Source organism: Paenibacillus sp. MT86 (assembly GCF_058792535.1).
Genome location: NZ_CM179499.1, coordinates 4905817 through 4922072, shown reverse-complemented (window position 1 = coordinate 4922072; position 16256 = coordinate 4905817). Strand labels below are relative to the sequence as shown.

The window sequence follows — 16256 nt, the reverse complement described above, 5'->3', positions numbered from 1 at the left end:
GATGAGAACGCTGGTATTTTACGACGAGCATTTTCCTTACGAAGGCGAACGTCCGTCTGCTGAAGCACTGGAGCGATTGCGGGAATGGGCGGTGGTCTCAGGTGCTGCGGACGTGGCTGATCGTCTGACGGAAGGCGGCTGGGACGCGCTGGTTCATCTGCACGGGCCATACTTTCCGAAAGCGGCTTGGGCCGCCATCGAAGCCCACCTGAAGGCCGGCGGCGGTCTGGTTCATGCCGGAGGCGTGCCTTTCCGCAGGCCGGTTCGAGAGCTGAACGGAAGCTGGCATGCCGAACGCGAGCAGCTGGCTTACCATCAGCGAATGGATATCCATGATGCGCTGGCGGTTGACGTATCGCGCGTCCGGGAGCTGAAGGCCTCCGCCGAATGCCCGATCCTGCTGGGGCGCGAGGAGCTGTTCGGCATGGAGCCGACCTGGGGCTTGACGCTGCATCCGACCAAAGCGAGCGACATCCCGGCCGAGATGGGGGCATGCGGTCCGATGGACGCCGTCATCTCGCCGCTGTTGATCGGCATGGACCGTGATCGACGCGAGCGGTCCGCTCCGGTCGTCATGCTGGAGCAGCATAAGGGCGATTACGCCGGGGGCCGCTGGATTCTGATCAACCAGCAGCTGAGGGCATCGTTCTGGGAGACGAAAGGGATGGACGTCCTGAAGGATCTGGCCGAATACGCGGGAACAGGCGTGACGGAGCTGTGGCTGAAGCCGAACTACGCCTCCTACGAGCCGGGCGAGCAGATGCGGCTGACGATCCAGCTGCAGACGCTGTCCCGGACGTCTGCCCCGGCGCAGACCTGGTATTTTGCAGTGAGTCTTATCAAGGAAGCCGACGGCGAGACCGTCTGGACCGGACAAGAGAAGTCGGAAGCCGGCATGGAAAAGCGGGATCTGCAGCAGCTTCGCTTGTCCGTACCCGTACGGCTGGAAGCGGGCTTGTACCGGATCGTTTGCGAAGCCGAGTCCGATTCCGGGGAGCGCCGCACCCTGACCCAAGCGGTATGGGGCGTCGATCGTCCGCTGCTGCAGGCGGGAGAGCGGCTGGAATGCGGGCGCGATTACTTCCGCCGCGGCGGGCGGACGGTTCCGATCGTTGGCATGACGTACATGACCTCCGACGTCGCGCGCAAATTCCTCCATCTGCCGAACGTGCAGCGTTGGGATGCGGATATGGCGGAGATGAAGCGGGCAGGAATCAACCTGATCCGGACGGGCATATGGACGGGGTACCGGATGATCATGTTTGCCGACGGCCATGCGGCCGAGGACGTCATGCGGGCGATCGATGCCTTTATCCTGACGGCCAAGCGGCATGAGCTTGAAGTGACGTTTACGTTCTTCTCGTTTGCGCCCGAAGCGTGGGAAGGCGTGAACCCCTACCTGGATCCGCGATCGGTGGAGGCGCAAAAGCGCTTCGTCGCCTCCATCGTCGGACGTCACAGGGGCACGACCAACGTGCATTGGGACCTGATCAACGAGCCTTCGCTGTTCGATCCGAAGCGAATCTTCGAGGGGCCGGTATCGATGGGGGACCGGTTCGAGCGGCAGGCCTGGTCCGAGTGGCTGCGGCAGCGCCACGGGGATGATCTGGCGCTGTTTCAGGAGCGCTGGAACATGACGCCGGGCGAGCTGCCTTCATTCGAGTCGGCGCCTGCGCCGAGTCCGGACGACAAGCTGTTCAACAGCGTGCTGCAGCCGAAGAAGTGGGGACCGTGGATCGATTTCACGCTGTTCACCATGGACATGCATAATCGGTGGGCGTCCGAGCTCATCGGCACCATTCGCCGCTCCGATCCCCGCCAGCTGGTAACGGTCGGGCAGGATGAGGGCATCTGCTCCCAGCGTCCGTCGCCTTCGTTCTATGGCCCCGCGGTCGATTACACGACGGTCCACTCCTGGTGGCAGAACGATCACCTGGCCTGGGACGGCATATTTACGAAAACGCCGGACAAGCCGAATCTGATCCAGGAGACCGGCATCATGCACGTGCAGCGTCCGGACGGCATCGCCAAGCGGACGGAGGAAGAGCTTCGCAGCATCCTGGAGCGGAAGTACGCGTATTCGTTTTCGACCGGGGGCGCGGGTGCCGTGCAGTGGATTTGGAATATTAACTACTTCATGGATAATGCCAACGAATCCAACATCGGGGCGCTTCGGGCGGACGGAACGCAGAAGCCGGAGGCCGATGTGTCCTATGACTTCGGCCGTTTCATGAAGGAAGCAGCCGGCCTGTTCGACGATGAACGGCAGCTGGAGGATATCGCCGTCGTTTACCCGTATTCGAATGATTTTTCCAGCCGCAAGCTGGCGTACGAAGCGACGACGAGAGCCATGCGCGCATTGACGTTCGGCATGAACGTCCATCCGCGGGGCATCGGCGAATATCAGCTGGAGGACCTGAAGCGCTATCCGGCCAAGCTGATTATCGTGCCGTGCGCGCATAATTTCGACGATGGCGCGTTTGCCCAGCTCCTCGACTTGGCAAGGGAAGGGAGCACGGTCTTGTGGACCGGCCCGCTTCGCACCGATGCGTATTGGGGACCGGCACCGCATCGTCTGCAGCAGGAGATCGGCGAAACCGTCCATGCCAACGTTCTTCGGGAAGAAACGCTGGAGCTGGCGGGAGAGCATTTCGCCGTTTCGTTCGGCGAGCGGAAGATTAACGCGCTGGCGGTGGATCGTCCGGCGGGCCGGTTGGATGGGACGCTGGCACCCGTCACGGTGACCTTGGGCTCGGGACGGTTCATCTGGTGCCCGCTCCCGGTCGAGATGAACGAGCGCTGGGAGCCGATCCAGGCGCTGTACGCGGAAGCTATCCGCTCCGCAGCCGTTTCGCCTGAGCTGGAATGGCCGAAGGGAGGCGAGCTTCCGGGTATTTACGGCCGCAAGCTGACGTTCGGGCAAGGAAGCTTGTACGTCTTCGTCTCCGAGCATGGGGCAAGCGCAGAGGTCGAGGTAAAGGACCCGGCAACCGGAAAGGTCTACGCTTTCGAATTGGAACGGGAGCGGACCGTGATGTTTACGACCGATGCCGGGGGACAAGTGCAGACGGTTTACCGGCCGGAGGAGGTTCGCATCCGGCAGATCCAACCATCTTGAGGCGTGCTCGCCCATGAAAAGGTTGGAAGACGGTTCTAGCCGTTGATCTGGTTTGTCCAGGTGCGGTGCAGCCATTCTGCAGGATACGCATAGTGGGAGGTTCTTCGGCCGAGCGGATCGTGCCGGAGAGCCTTTTTCTTCCATCGGGAATTTCGGCAGGGCTGCTGCTTAGGCGGTGTGGCATTGAATCCGATGGGGAAGAGCATAAAACCGAAACCCCATAGGATGCGGGAACATTCAACGAACGGTTGCATGAGATCAATAAGAACGAATCTAACAGGAATAGGAAATGGTGTGCGCCATGGACTACAAGGACGCTGCATGGCCGGTCTCACGGCGGGTCGAGGACTTGCTGAAGCGGATGACGGTCGAGGAGAAAATCGGGCAGCTGATCCAGCCGTTCGGCTGGAAAGCTTACATAAGAAGCGACGACGGTACGATCAAGCTAACCGAGGAGTTCAAGTCGCAGCTTGCGGAGGGAGGAATCGGTTCCTTGTACGGAACGCTGCGGGCCGATCCCTGGACCGGGGTGACGCTGGCGAACGGTCTGTCCCCGCGGGAAGGGGCGGATGCGGTTAATGCGATTCAGCGTTATGCGATGGAGCACTCGCGGCTGGGGATTCCGATTCTGTTCGGGGAAGAATGCTCCCACGGGCATATGGCGATCGGGGCGACGGTGTTTCCCGTACCGCTTACGATCGGCAGCACCTGGAACACGGAGCTGTTCCGCAGCATAAGCCGCGCCGTTGCCGCCGAGACAAGAGCTCAGGGGGGATCGGCCACCTATTCGCCGGTGCTGGACGTGGTACGGGATCCCCGCTGGGGCCGTACCGAAGAAACCTTCGGCGAGGACCCCCATTTGGTAACCGAATTCGCGGTTGCCGCCGTGCAGGGACTGCAAGGCGAGCGCCTGGATTCGCATACCAGCCTGCTGGCTACGCTGAAGCATTTCGCAGGCTACGGCGCTTCCGAAGGGGGACGCAATGGGGCCCCTGTTCACATGGGCCTTCGGGAGCTTCACGAGGTCGATTTGCTGCCGTTCCGCAAGGCCGTTGAAGCGGGTGCCTTGTCGGTCATGACGGCCTATAATGAAATCGACGGAGTCCCTTGCACATCCAGCGGGTACCTGCTGCAAGACGTTCTTCGGGAGGCGTGGGGCTTTGACGGCTTCGTCATTACCGATTGCGGCGCTATCCATATGTTGGCATGCGGTCACAATACGGCCGGATCGGGCGTGGAGGCGGCGGCCCAGTCGCTGAAGGCCGGTGTCGACATGGAGATGTCCGGGACCATGTTTCGGGCACATCTTCACCAAGCGCTGGAGCAAGGGCTGATCACTGAAGACGATCTGAATAGGGCAGCCGGACGCGTGTTGGAGCTGAAGTTTCGCCTGGGACTCTTTGATCGGCCTTATGTGGATCCAGCCTGGGCAGAGCAGGTCATAGGCTGCAAGGAGCATATCGCTCTGGCCTACCAGGCGGCGGCTGAAGGCATCGTGCTCCTGAAAAACGAGGGGGACCTCTTGCCTCTGGATTCAAGCAGCAGAACCATTGCCGTCATTGGCCCCAACGCCCATGCGCCGTACCATCAGCTTGGCGATTATACCTCCCCCCAGCCGCCGGGGCAGATCGTAACGGTGCTGGACGGCATCCGCCGACGGCTGGGAGACAGCCGCGTGCTGTATGCGCCGGGCTGCCGCATACAAGGCGATTCAAGGGAAGGGTTTCCTCGGGCGCTGGCATGCGCCGAGCAAGCCGACGTCATCGTGATGGTGCTCGGCGGCTCCAGCGCACGGGATTTCGGGGAGGGCACCATCGATCTGAGAACCGGTGCTTCGGTCGTGACCGGGCATGCCGAGAGCGATATGGAATGCGGGGAAGGGATTGACCGCTCGACCCTTACGCTGATGGGCGTGCAGTTGGAGCTGCTGCAGGAGCTCCATAAGCTCGGCAAGCCGGTGATTGTTGTCTATATCAACGGACGGCCGATTACGGAGCCGTGGATCGACGAGCACATCCCTTCCATCGTGGAAGCCTGGTATCCCGGCCAAGAGGGAGGCAGCGCGATTGCGGACATGCTGTTTGGCGATATCAACCCGTCCGGTCGTCTGCCGCTGTCCATTCCGAAGGAGGTTGGCCAGCTGCCGAACTCTTACAATGCCAGACGGACCCGGGGCAAGCGTTACCTGGAGACGGATCTTGCGCCGCGGTATCCGTTCGGCTTCGGCTTAAGCTATACGGAATTCCGTTACGGCCGTCTGACGGTCGAGCCGGCCGTTGTTCCCATAGGCGGCGAAGCCACGGTCCGGATCGACGTGACCAACGCGGGAGCACGGGACGGCGCGGAAGTCGTTCAGCTGTACGTCTCGGATCTGGCCGCCTCCGTTACCCGCCCCGAGAAGGCCTTGAAAGGGTTCCGAAAGGTGTTCCTGAAGGCCGGGGAAACGCAGGAAGTAACGTTCACCATCGGCAGCGAGCAGCTGGAATTGATCGGCCTTGACCTGAAGCCGGTGGTGGAGCCGGGCGAGTTCCGCATTCAGGTCGGTCCCGACTCGACGAGAGGAGAGGTCGCAAGCTTGATGGTGGAAGGCTAACCGGTCCGTCCCTCCCAAACATAAAGAATCTTAACGATACAGGTTCAACCCGGCGAAAGCGGATATCCCGAAGTTGTCGGATGTCCTTGCTTTAGCCGGGATAACCGGTCGTGAACAATCGTGTAACCGTTATGGTCCGTTTTTATTCTGTTCATCGGTTAGGCGAAGCGATCATGGTAACGAAGTGGAGGCAAGCGATGAAGCTGCTGTGGTTCAAATCGATTTACCCAAAAATCGTGGCCGGCTTTTTGTTGGCCATTATGCCGGTTTACGCCGCTGCCCTGTACATGAACGAGTCCGGGCTTGCGAGCGTGGAGCAGGAAATTACCCAATCCTTGAATGCGAGGACTAATTTTTTCATGCGTACGCTGGAACAGGAGCTGCGATCGACGGTGCTGCTGATGAACGATTTGTCGCAGGACTCCGACCTGCAAAAGCTTAGCACCATAGCACCCGCCATGAGCCGTTCCGAATATTTTCAGGCGATCAACCGCCTCCAGGGCAAAATGCGGCTGCTGCAAAGCTCCAATCAATACGTTCAGGAAGCCAAAACGTATATTCCGTTGATTGAGAAAACGATTGAGCAGGTGTCGTACGAAGGAGCCATGCCGCCAGAGCAGATGAAGGCGCTTGAGGAGCATCCCGATCGGGTCATTTTCGAATGGAAGAACAAACTTCTGCTGGGTATGGTATACCCGGAACGATTGCGAAACGGCCATCCGCCTAATTTTGCGATTGCGGCGGAGCTCTCCGTTCCGAAAATGCAAACGGCGCTCCTGCAGCTGGCCACGGGGGACGGGGGCGCCGTTCTCATCGGCGTGGACAATAGCTGGGTCCTGACTCAGGAGGACGGAGGCGGCATCGGTCCGCGATTGGCCAAGCGCATTGACTTGGAAGCGCTAACAAGCACCGAGTTTTCAAAGCTTCCCTACAACACGAAGATCAAGGCGGATGGGGCCAACTATTGGGTTAGCGTGGAGCGCTCCGCCTTTTTGAATGCCGACCTGGTGGTGTATGTCCCCGAAGCCGAATTCTTAGGCCCGCTCGGGAAATACCGCATGATCTTTTTCGGGCTGTCGGGCTTCTCCCTGCTGGTGGTTATTCTGTTCTCGGGCTGGATCTACAGCCGAATTCATCAGCCGCTTCAGCGGATGGTGAGGGCATTCCGCAACATCGATTTCGACAGTCCCCGGGTGGAGCTGCGCCATAAGCATCATGACGAGTTCCACTATCTGTACGAGCAGTTTAACCATATGGTGAAGCGCCTGCAGGTACTGATCCACGAAGTGTTTGAGCAGAAAATCCGCTCGCAGCGTTCCGAGCTGAAGCAGCTCCAATCCCAGATCAACCCCCATTTTTTATATAACAGCTTCTTTACGCTTCATCAGATGGGAGAGATGGAGGATTACGAGAATATCGTTCGTTTTACGAGGCATTTGGGGGAATATTTCAGGTTCATCACCCGCAACGCTGCCGACGAAGTTTCGTTGAAGGCGGAAGTGGGGCATGCCAAGGCTTACGTGGACATTCAGTCCATCCGTTTCCATAACCGGATATCGGCTTATTGGGATGACATCCCCGGTGATTGGGAGCAACTGGACGTTCCGCTGCTCATTCTTCAGCCCTTAATCGAAAATGCATACGAGCACGGACTTGAGGAGAAGGAGGCGGACGGGCAAATCTGGGTTACCATGGCCGCTGAGCGGCATGTCCTGCATATCATCGTGGAGGATAACGGGGAGACGTTGACGGACGAAAGGCTGCAGAACCTGCAATCCATGATCGCGAATTCGGACGTGAAGGGAGAGATCACCGGTTTATCCAACGTGCACCGACGCCTTCGATTGAAATTCGGGCCTGCTGGCGGATTGACCTTTTCGAGAAGCCGGTTGGGCGGTTTGAGAATCGATATGACACTGCCAAAGCAAGAAAGGAGCGAGATGGATGAAGAGCAGGTACAGAATACTGATCGTGGATGACGAACCTTTTATCGTGAACGGGCTTGCGGAATTGTGCCTTGGCGCGGAATTTCTCGAGCTTGAGGTGTACAAGGCTTATTCCTCTTCGGAAGCCTTGGGCTGGCTTAAACGGGCGAAAATGGACATCGTTTTGTCGGATATCAAAATGCCGGGATTAAACGGCCTTGCCCTGCAAAAGGAAATATCCAGGCAGTGGCCCCATTGCAAAGTGATTTTTTTGACCGGATACGACGACTTTTCTTATATCCAGGAGGCCACCCGGCAAGGAAGCGTCGATTACGTTCTCAAGGCCGAGGGAAACGATGCCGTGCTGAGCGCGATCGAGAAGACCGTGGAGCTGCTTGACCAGGAGATTGAAGCGGACATTCTGCTTGCCAAAGCGAGGGACAATATGCGCATGGCGCTGCCTTTTTTACAGCAACAGTACGTTCTGGAGCTGATGCAAAAAGCACCTGGTCACATTCGGCGGGAGGAACTGGAGCAGCGCTTTGCGGAGCTGGAGATGAAGCTGGATCCCCGCAAGCCATGCCTGCTGCTGTTATGCAGGCTGGACGGCTGGCAAAGGCAAGAAAGTCCATCGGCCCAGTCGCTGATGCTGTACGCAGTCCAGAATATCATCGGCGAGCTGCTCGGCCCGATGACCGACGGCATGGCCGTGGAGTTCGGCAGGGCCAAGATGATCTGGATTTTGCAGCGCAAAGAGGAGGGGGAGGAGCATCCGGAGGAGATTCAAAGTCCGGCGGCGGAACGGGTCCAGCGTTTTGTCCACGGGATGCTGGAACAAATTCAGGACGTTTGCAAAACGCTTCTGAAATTGAAGACGTCGTTTGCCATGGCTGGCGAGTGGGTCGATTGGGAACGGCTGCCGGACAAATTCGAAGGACTGAAGCAGCTGCTGGACAGCGGCCTCGGGATCGGCCACGAATCTTTGTTGACCGAAGCCGGTGAGCGCAACCGCCCGGATCGCATGGGGCATTTTCTGGGGCGCTCTCGCACGCATCTGAAGCGGATGGAGCTGCTGCGCGGCTGTCTGGACAATGGGGACCGGGAGGAATTCATGCAGCTGCTCCATGAGGTGACCGATACCTCTTCCTTCCCGCCGGAGGTTGAATATTTGCTGAAGATGGAGGTGTATTACGGCCTGGTGTCCGTGATGATGCCGTCCCTGGTGGATATGGAAGCTCTCTGCCGGAACGTGGAAGGGGAAGGGGCGGTGGATTATATCACATTGACTCATCTGGAGGAGCATGATTCCTGGACGGAGGCGGCCGAATATTTCGAAAGGCTGGCGGACATCATCTTCAACCGGAAAGAGCAGGGGAAGCAGGATCAGCAGCATGAGGTGATTGCCAAAGTTCAGCGGTATATCGAGGATCACTTGAGCGGCGACCTGTCCTTGACGCAAATCGGGGAGGCCGTGGGACACAACCCTTCGTATTTGTCCAGATTGTACAAACAAGTGACCGGTGAGGGCCTGTCCGAGTCGATTAATGCGGCACGGCTGGCCAAAGCGAAGCAGCTGCTGAAGGAGACGACGGACAAAATCCATGTCATTGCCGCTGCGGTGGGTTTCAGTTCTCCGCCGTATTTTTACCGCTTTTTCAAAAAAACGACCCATTTGACGCCGCAGGAATACAGAGAACTGCACAACATGTAAAGAGAAGATATCAAAGTAAAGAGCTTGAAGTAGATAGCTCTTTTTTTGTTCCCTTATACTCTAAACAAACAACGAATTCAAGGAGGTCGCAAACATGAAGAGAAATAAGATCTTGTCCGTATTGTGGATCAGTATGCTGGCTTTCGTGTTTATTTTAAGCGCTTGCAGCAAAGGGGAAGGAGGCGGAGGCAGCGCGGCTGGTTCATCCACCGATAGCGAAGCCTCAGCCATGGAGCCGGGTGACCCGTTCGGCAAGTATGATCCTCCCATTCAGCTGGATGCCGTCCGGTTTGTGGGAGAAGAAGTGAAGTTCCCGTCCGGACAGGATATTAAAAACAACGTGTGGACCGACCTATATAAGGAAATGGGCATCAACCTCAACTATAAATGGGTGGTAACGGGCCAGGAGCAATATGAATCCAAAATGAATATCGCGATTGCTTCGAATGACCTCCCGGATATCATGCAGGTGACGCCGGAGCAGCTGCGCCAGCTTGCGGACGCCGGGCAATTGGCGGACTTGGCGCCCGCTTTCGAGAATTACGCCAGCGATGACCTGAAGAAGGTCATGGAGATCGAGAAAAACGCGCTCCCTTCCGCGACGTTTGACGGCAAGCTGTTGGCGATCCCGTCCACCCAGCCGGTAATCGGCGGCTCGGCTCCCCTGCTGTGGGTCAGGGAGGATTGGATGGAGAAGCTGAATCTTCCTGAACCGAACACGATGGATGACCTTGTGGCCATTGCGGAGGCGTTTGCCCAGCAGGATCCGGACGGTAACGGCAAGGCGGATACCTACGGACTTGCGCTGACCAAGGATATCGGATTAAACAGCTCTTCGGTAGGTTTCTTTAACGGCTTCGGCGGTTTCCCGCAAATTTGGATCGAAGACGCGGAGGGGCAACTGCAGTTCGGCAGCATTCAGCCGGAGATGAAGGAAGCGCTGGCCAAGCTGCAGGACATGTTCAAGAACAAGCTGATCGACCCCGAGTTCGGCGTAAAGGATACCGTCAAGGTCTTTGAATCCGTGACCACCCACAAAATCGGCATGCTGATCGGACCAAGCTGGTATCCGGCATGGCCTTTCTGGGACATGGTGAAAGAAGATGAATCGGTGAATTGGAAGTCCTACCCTATCCCGTCTTTGGAGGGCGGTCCGGCGACGGTGCAGATGCCTTTTGCCGTATCCCAATATTACGTGGTCAAAAAGGGGTACGAGCATCCCGAGGTCATCGTCAAGCTGGCTAACCAGTACTACGAGAAGCTGTACAGCGACAATGCGGAATTTGACAAGTACGGCCAAATCATCGAAGACGGCGTATCCATCGGAGTCAACAAATATTCGCTGGTCGAGGTCGTCAATCCGAACAAAGACCTGATCCGGCAGGAGGAGCTGGCCAAAGCGCTGGAATCCGAAAGCGACGCGGACATCACCAGCGCCGAAACGAAGATCATGTTCAAGGAATTTCAGGAATATCTCGCAGGCAACAACCCGATGGGCTGGTCCGGCTATGCCGCCAACGGGCCGGAAGGCTCCATGAAGCAGCTTCGCGATTTGAACGATGCGGGCAAAGTCATCTCGAACGGTTATGTCGGCGCTCCGACCGAGACCATGGCCGACAAAAAAGCGACGCTCGACCGGCTGGAACAGGAAACGTTCATCAAAATCATTTTGGGCGAGGCGAGCATCGACGCCTTTGATGAGTTCGTAGCCAATTGGAAGAAGCTCGGCGGCGACAAGATTACGGAAGAAGTTAATGCATGGAAGGCCGCCAGATAAAGGAGTTCGGCTAACGGGAACAGGGGAGGGAGGTTTCTGACACCCGCCCCTGTTCTCATTTCACCACCTGCTGAAGGCGAATGGGATACACATTGACAGACAGGAGGATCGCCATGTTAAGCAAAAAATTTCGGCGGCAGTGGCCGCTTCATTTGATGATCTTGCCCGGCATCGTCATCGTACTGATCTACAGCTATTGGCCGATGATCGGCATCGCCATGGCCTTTCAGAAATTCGTTCCGTTCAAAGGCCTATTCGGCTCGGACTGGATCGGGCTGGACAATTTCCGCTATGTGTTCGATCTGCCGGAAACCGGCCAAATCATTTGGAATACGGTGTTTATCGCCTTCATGAAAATCATCGGGGGATTGGTCGTGCCGATCCTGGTTTCGCTGCTGCTGAATGAGCTGAGGAACGAGCTCATCAAACGGGGCGTGCAGACGCTCGTCTATTTGCCGCATTTTTTGTCGTGGGTCATCCTCGGCGGAATCTTTATCGACATTTTGTCGCCGACGAACGGGATCGCGAACCAAATATTGGGCTGGTTCGGCATCGAGCCGATTTTTTTCCTGGGCAGCAACCAATGGTTTCCTTATACCCTTGTCATAACGGACATCTGGAAGGAATTCGGCTTTAGCACCATCGTCTATTTGGCCGCGTTAACCTCCATCAATCCTTCCCTGTATGAGGCGGCTACGGTCGATGGCGCAAACCGCTGGAAACAGACCTGGCACATCACGCTTCCCGGCATGATGCCGATCATCATTTTGCTGGCAACCCTCTCGCTCGGGAACGTGCTGAATGCCGGTTTTGACCAGGTGTTCAACTTGTACAGCCCGCAGGTGTATGAGAGCGGGGACATTCTGGATACGTTTATATACCGGATCGGCATGCAGGGTGCCCAGTATGGGGTAGCCACGGCGATCGGCCTGTTCAAATCCTTGATCTCGTTCGTCTTTATCGTGACGTCCTACGCCCTGGCATCCAAGTTCGCCAATTACAGAATATTTTAGGAAGGAAGGTGTCCCGTATGCATAAACCGTCACTCAGCCGCAAATTTTTTCTTGGCTTCAACTACGCTTTTCTGATCGGTCTGGGGCTGCTCTGCTTTCTTCCCATCGTTCATATCCTAGCGGTTTCTCTCAGCTCCAAAGGCGCGGCGACGGCAGGGATCGTGAAGCTGTGGCCCGTCGATTTTACGCTCAGCTCCTATCAGTACGTATTGAACAAGCCGCAATTTATGGTAGCGATGTGGGTCACCGTGCAGCGCGTCGTTCTTGGGACCGGGATCAGCATGCTGCTGACCCTGCTCATCGCTTATCCGCTGTCGAAGGAACCGCGGGATTTTAAATTCCGCACGCAATATGCCTGGTTCTTCGTGTTCACGACCCTGTTCTCCGGAGGCCTTATTCCAAGGTATATGACGATAAGGGATACCGGACTGATCGATACGATTTGGGCATTGGTCATCCCGGGTGCGGTAGCTGTGTTCAACGTGATTTTGCTGCTCAATTTTTTTCGCGGCCTGCCCAAGGAGCTGGAGGAATCCTGCTTCATTGACGGCGGGAGCTACATCACCAGCCTGTGGAAAATATACGCGCCGCTGTCGCTGCCGGCCATGGCTACCGTAACGCTGTTTACGATCGTCGGCCAATGGAACGAATGGTTTGACGGACTGTTGCTGATGAATTCTCCGGAAAAATACCCGTTGTCGAGTTATCTTCAGACCGTTATCGTGCAGACCAACCTGACGTCGATCAATGCAGACGATGCCGCGGCACTCTCCGAAGTGTCCAACCGAACGTTTAAAGCCGCGCAAATATTCATCGGCTCGCTGCCGATTCTGCTGCTGTATCCCTTCCTCCAGCGTTTTTTCGTCAAAGGCATCGTGCTTGGCAGCGTCAAAGAGTAATCCGAAAATATGCGTTGTGTTTCGTTTGATCTCCGTGCTTTTTCGTTATATATGGTATAATTTTCTAGTGGACTGCTAGGGGCTAGGTGCTATGGCTAGCATCGTAAATTCAGGCTTACCGATCAAGCGATCAAGAGAGGAGAGTGCACCATGAACGAAGCGTATCTTCAATTGTACGATTATCACATTTGGGCGAACGAAAGATTATTGGACCATTTGCAATCCTTGCCGGAAGGCGTGTTTCTCCAGGAAGTGAACCTGGGCTTTACATCCATCGCCGAAGTCTTCGGTCACCTTGCAGCTGCGGAGGAAGTTTGGTTTGCCCGGATCAAGGAGGAAAGTCCTCCGTCGCTTGCCGCGAGACCGTTCGGGAATATGGCAGCAGCTCGTCAATACCTGAGCCGGCTCCAAACCGAACACCATGAATATTTGGCGTCGGTTGGCGATATGGGGAAGGTTGTGACTTATCACAACACTGCGGGTGAGGCGTTTCAGAATTCGATTTCGGAAATTCTCCAGCAGGTCGTAAATCATGGAACCTACCATAGAGGCAATATCACGACCATGCTTCGGCATTTGGGACACAAAGGAATCATAACGGATTATATTGCTTTTTTAAGAGTGTAGTTTAAACGCACCACACATAAGGGACTTCCTGCTGCCATGATCACATGAGCCAGGGAGTTCTTTTGCTATTTTTACCAAACGGAAAAGAGGATGTAAAATAGAATAAGAATGCCAGGTTTACAAGAGGGATGATGAGGAGTCGGTTTTGGTAGAGAATGTTTATAAATATCGTTGGTATAGAGCTTCCTGCGGCTCTCTTATATGATGTAAGGAATGCCCTCATAGCTATAGAAATTCATAGGATCAATAGAGCGACGCGGGTGAATCGCTGACACATTCGAGGAATACCAAAACACGAAGCCATATACTGCCTATAATCGGAAGGTGATTCATATGAAAAAGATTCGGAGATCCAAAATCGTTGAAGGTACTTCCATACCGGGAATAATCTGCAACGGAGGTCAGTACTTTTATATTGGCGTAGATATCTATGAAGACGGCATGATCAATTGCTGGGAGCTGGTTGACCTCAAAGGCCTAAAAAACAAGATCGATTCGAACTGGCTGACGCCTGTCGTTCCGCTTGGCGAAAATCTGTCGATCCATGGACTGGGTGCGTTCCGAGTCAAGGAAACGAACTGGAGATTCCATCCAGACAGCTATTATGAACATATTAAGCAGACCATTCGCGTGATGAATCCGGAATTCGTGAATATCTATGAAGTTTCGGAGCGTGAGCAGAAGCAATGGGAGACCAGAAGAGTGGCCCACTCCCCTCGTCCCACTGATTTTTATGTGAAGGATGAAATGTTCTATCAAACGGTGGAGGGCGACGGTTTCCACATTTTTATGAAATATGAGGGTGCGAATTATTTAGTTTATTTGAATGTGTACCAGGACGGTCAAGTCTTGGTACACGACCTGCCCCTTGACGTCCGCAGCCATCTCGATGAGCTAAACGAATGGTTTCAGGACGGGACGCTGTTCACGACATTCGATGGAGCGCTGCCTCTTAGCATAGCGGGACTTGGCGAGGTTACGCTGTCTGAACCGTTGTATGCGGCAGACAAGGAGGAGAAGTTCAAGGAACTTATCGACATCCACAGGAAATTGAACGGGGAGAAATCAGCGCATGAAGAATGCAGGGACGCTTATTATTTATATCTAGAAAATCCCACCGAGTTTTACAGGGAACATTTAAGAGAGAAATATGAACGGGTGCCCGAGCATGAGCGGATGTACTTGGGTGATATGGATTCTAAAGATTGGGACTACCAAAGAATCCTCTATCGGCCGGATGAGAAGCGGGAAGTGTAGCGGGTTATCATATCAGCCGGGTGGATGGGAAACAAAAAACATTTTAAAGAAAGTGAGGCCATTTCAATGTATAGTTCGTACGGAGCGCTGTGTACGGAAGTGTATGATCTGAGCAAACCGTTAGGTTTCTCGTTTGGCGACGTGGAATATTATACAGAGCGCCTAAAAGACGTTAAAGGCAAGGTGCTGGAAGTTGGATGCGGATCGGGCCGGGTATTAATCCCGTTGCTCCAAGCAGGCATCAACATCGAAGGCGTGGATAATTCGGCTGCGATGCTGGACTCCTGCAGAAGAAGATTAGCGGAATTGAGCCTTGAGGCGAAGCTGTTTGAAGACGAGATGCATAACTTTTCGTTGGCGGATGCCTATGAAGCCATTATCATTCCAGCAGGATCTTTTCAGTTAGTGGAAGGACGCGATCGGGCTGAATCGGCTCTGAAGCACTATGCTTCCAATTTGACCCCTGGGGGCAGGTTGATCGTGGATTTGTATATTCCTACGGATTTCGACGCGAATCACACCTCGACTAGAAGCTGGGAAACTTCCGATAACGAAGTCATCGTTTTGGAGGAAAGACGTACGGAATGCAATCTGCTTGACCAGCGCATCGTATCGATCCTGAAATATGAAAAATGGAAGGAAGGCCATCTGGTTCAGACCGAGCTGCAGCGGTTTCCTCTAAGCTGGTATGGGATGCATGAGTTTGAACTCATGTTAGAGAAGCAGGGATACGATGAGATTACGAAGTCGGCTGACTATCGCTGGATGAATCAACCTGTAAATGCGGGTCAGATGATTACATACGAGGCTAGGAAGGCTTCAAGGGGGCGTTAACAGGCATCAGGGCGTTTGTATGAAGTGCCATGGGTACCTTGCGCGGTGACGAATAAAAATCAATGAGGTGACGGTATGCCGTATGACTCAGACTTAACTGCTTCAGATGTGGAGCGGTTGCTCCCATACCTCGAATATTTCCAAAATCCCGGGTCCGTTTTTTGCCATGACGTTAATGGATATCGATGTGAAAGCAAAGAAATCGGAAGTTTTCGTAAAGCGTTGGATGACGTCGGCTTCCTCATGGTATTTAACTGGAGCGAATGGTTAGCGGAGAATGAGGCTTATCGAGATTTAGATAACCCTGTGGGGAGCAGCATTCGCAGCGCCGATCTGGTAACCCTTAGAAAATTGATGACCAGTTATGTTCGCGGTGACCGATTCAATGAAGGGTTATACCTCAGCGTATGCATGAAAGGATATGTTGCTGAAATTTTAATGCGACTGAGAGAGTTGAAGAGCTCGCTATAATATTTGGAAGGTTGAGCGGGGAAATATCGCA

Annotated in this window: 11 protein-coding genes; all 11 read left to right on the top strand. The window is 55.0% G+C overall.

Annotated features, from left to right (window positions below; genetic code table 11):
- Nucleotide 1 precedes the first annotated feature (1 nt).
- The 11 genes from AC3RCL_RS22125 to AC3RCL_RS22075 all read left to right on the top strand — a co-directional run bounded on the left by AC3RCL_RS22125 (nt 2) and on the right by AC3RCL_RS22075 (nt 16225).
- Entirely contained in the window at nt 2–3118 is a 3117-nt protein-coding gene (locus AC3RCL_RS22125) for a glycoside hydrolase 5 family protein (RefSeq protein ID WP_492532006.1), read from the top strand.
- 301 nt (nt 3119–3419) lie between these two features.
- Nucleotides 3420–5711 (top strand): glycoside hydrolase family 3 N-terminal domain-containing protein, encoded by a 2292-nt coding sequence (locus AC3RCL_RS22120; RefSeq protein ID WP_492532004.1) that lies wholly within the window; start codon nt 3420–3422, stop codon nt 5709–5711.
- A gap of 110 nt (nt 5712–5821) precedes the next feature.
- On the top strand, nt 5822–7690 hold the full coding sequence (locus AC3RCL_RS22115) for a sensor histidine kinase (RefSeq protein WP_492532002.1): 1869 nt from the start codon (nt 5822–5824) through the stop codon (nt 7688–7690).
- The gene (locus AC3RCL_RS22110; protein WP_036664202.1) at nt 7656–9347 is read left to right on the top strand and encodes a response regulator; all 1692 of its coding nucleotides are present in this window, start codon (nt 7656–7658) and stop codon (nt 9345–9347) included. The genes AC3RCL_RS22115 and AC3RCL_RS22110 overlap by 35 nt, the downstream gene beginning before the upstream one ends.
- Nucleotides 9348–9441: 94 nt before the next feature.
- Entirely contained in the window at nt 9442–11124 is a 1683-nt protein-coding gene (locus AC3RCL_RS22105; RefSeq protein WP_492531999.1) for an extracellular solute-binding protein, read from the top strand.
- 113 nt (nt 11125–11237) lie between these two features.
- Nucleotides 11238–12137 (top strand): ABC transporter permease, encoded by a 900-nt coding sequence (locus AC3RCL_RS22100; protein ID WP_009589934.1) that lies wholly within the window; start codon nt 11238–11240, stop codon nt 12135–12137.
- Nucleotides 12138–12154: 17 nt separating this feature from the next.
- Nucleotides 12155–13036 (top strand): carbohydrate ABC transporter permease, encoded by an 882-nt coding sequence (locus AC3RCL_RS22095; RefSeq protein WP_009589917.1) that lies wholly within the window; start codon nt 12155–12157, stop codon nt 13034–13036.
- 150 nt (nt 13037–13186) lie between these two features.
- Nucleotides 13187–13663, top strand: a complete 477-nt coding sequence (locus AC3RCL_RS22090; protein ID WP_492531997.1) for a DinB family protein — start codon at nt 13187–13189, stop codon at nt 13661–13663.
- A gap of 333 nt (nt 13664–13996) precedes the next feature.
- The gene (locus AC3RCL_RS22085) at nt 13997–14920 is read left to right on the top strand and encodes a DUF7638 domain-containing protein (RefSeq protein ID WP_492531995.1); all 924 of its coding nucleotides are present in this window, start codon (nt 13997–13999) and stop codon (nt 14918–14920) included.
- A gap of 66 nt (nt 14921–14986) precedes the next feature.
- Nucleotides 14987–15754: a class I SAM-dependent methyltransferase gene (locus AC3RCL_RS22080; RefSeq protein WP_452520397.1), complete on the top strand. Its 768-nt coding sequence runs from the start codon at nt 14987–14989 to the stop codon at nt 15752–15754.
- A 75-nt stretch (nt 15755–15829) separates the two neighbouring features.
- On the top strand, nt 15830–16225 hold the full coding sequence (locus AC3RCL_RS22075) for a DUF6508 domain-containing protein (protein ID WP_492531992.1): 396 nt from the start codon (nt 15830–15832) through the stop codon (nt 16223–16225).
- Nucleotides 16226–16256: the final 31 nt, after the last annotated feature.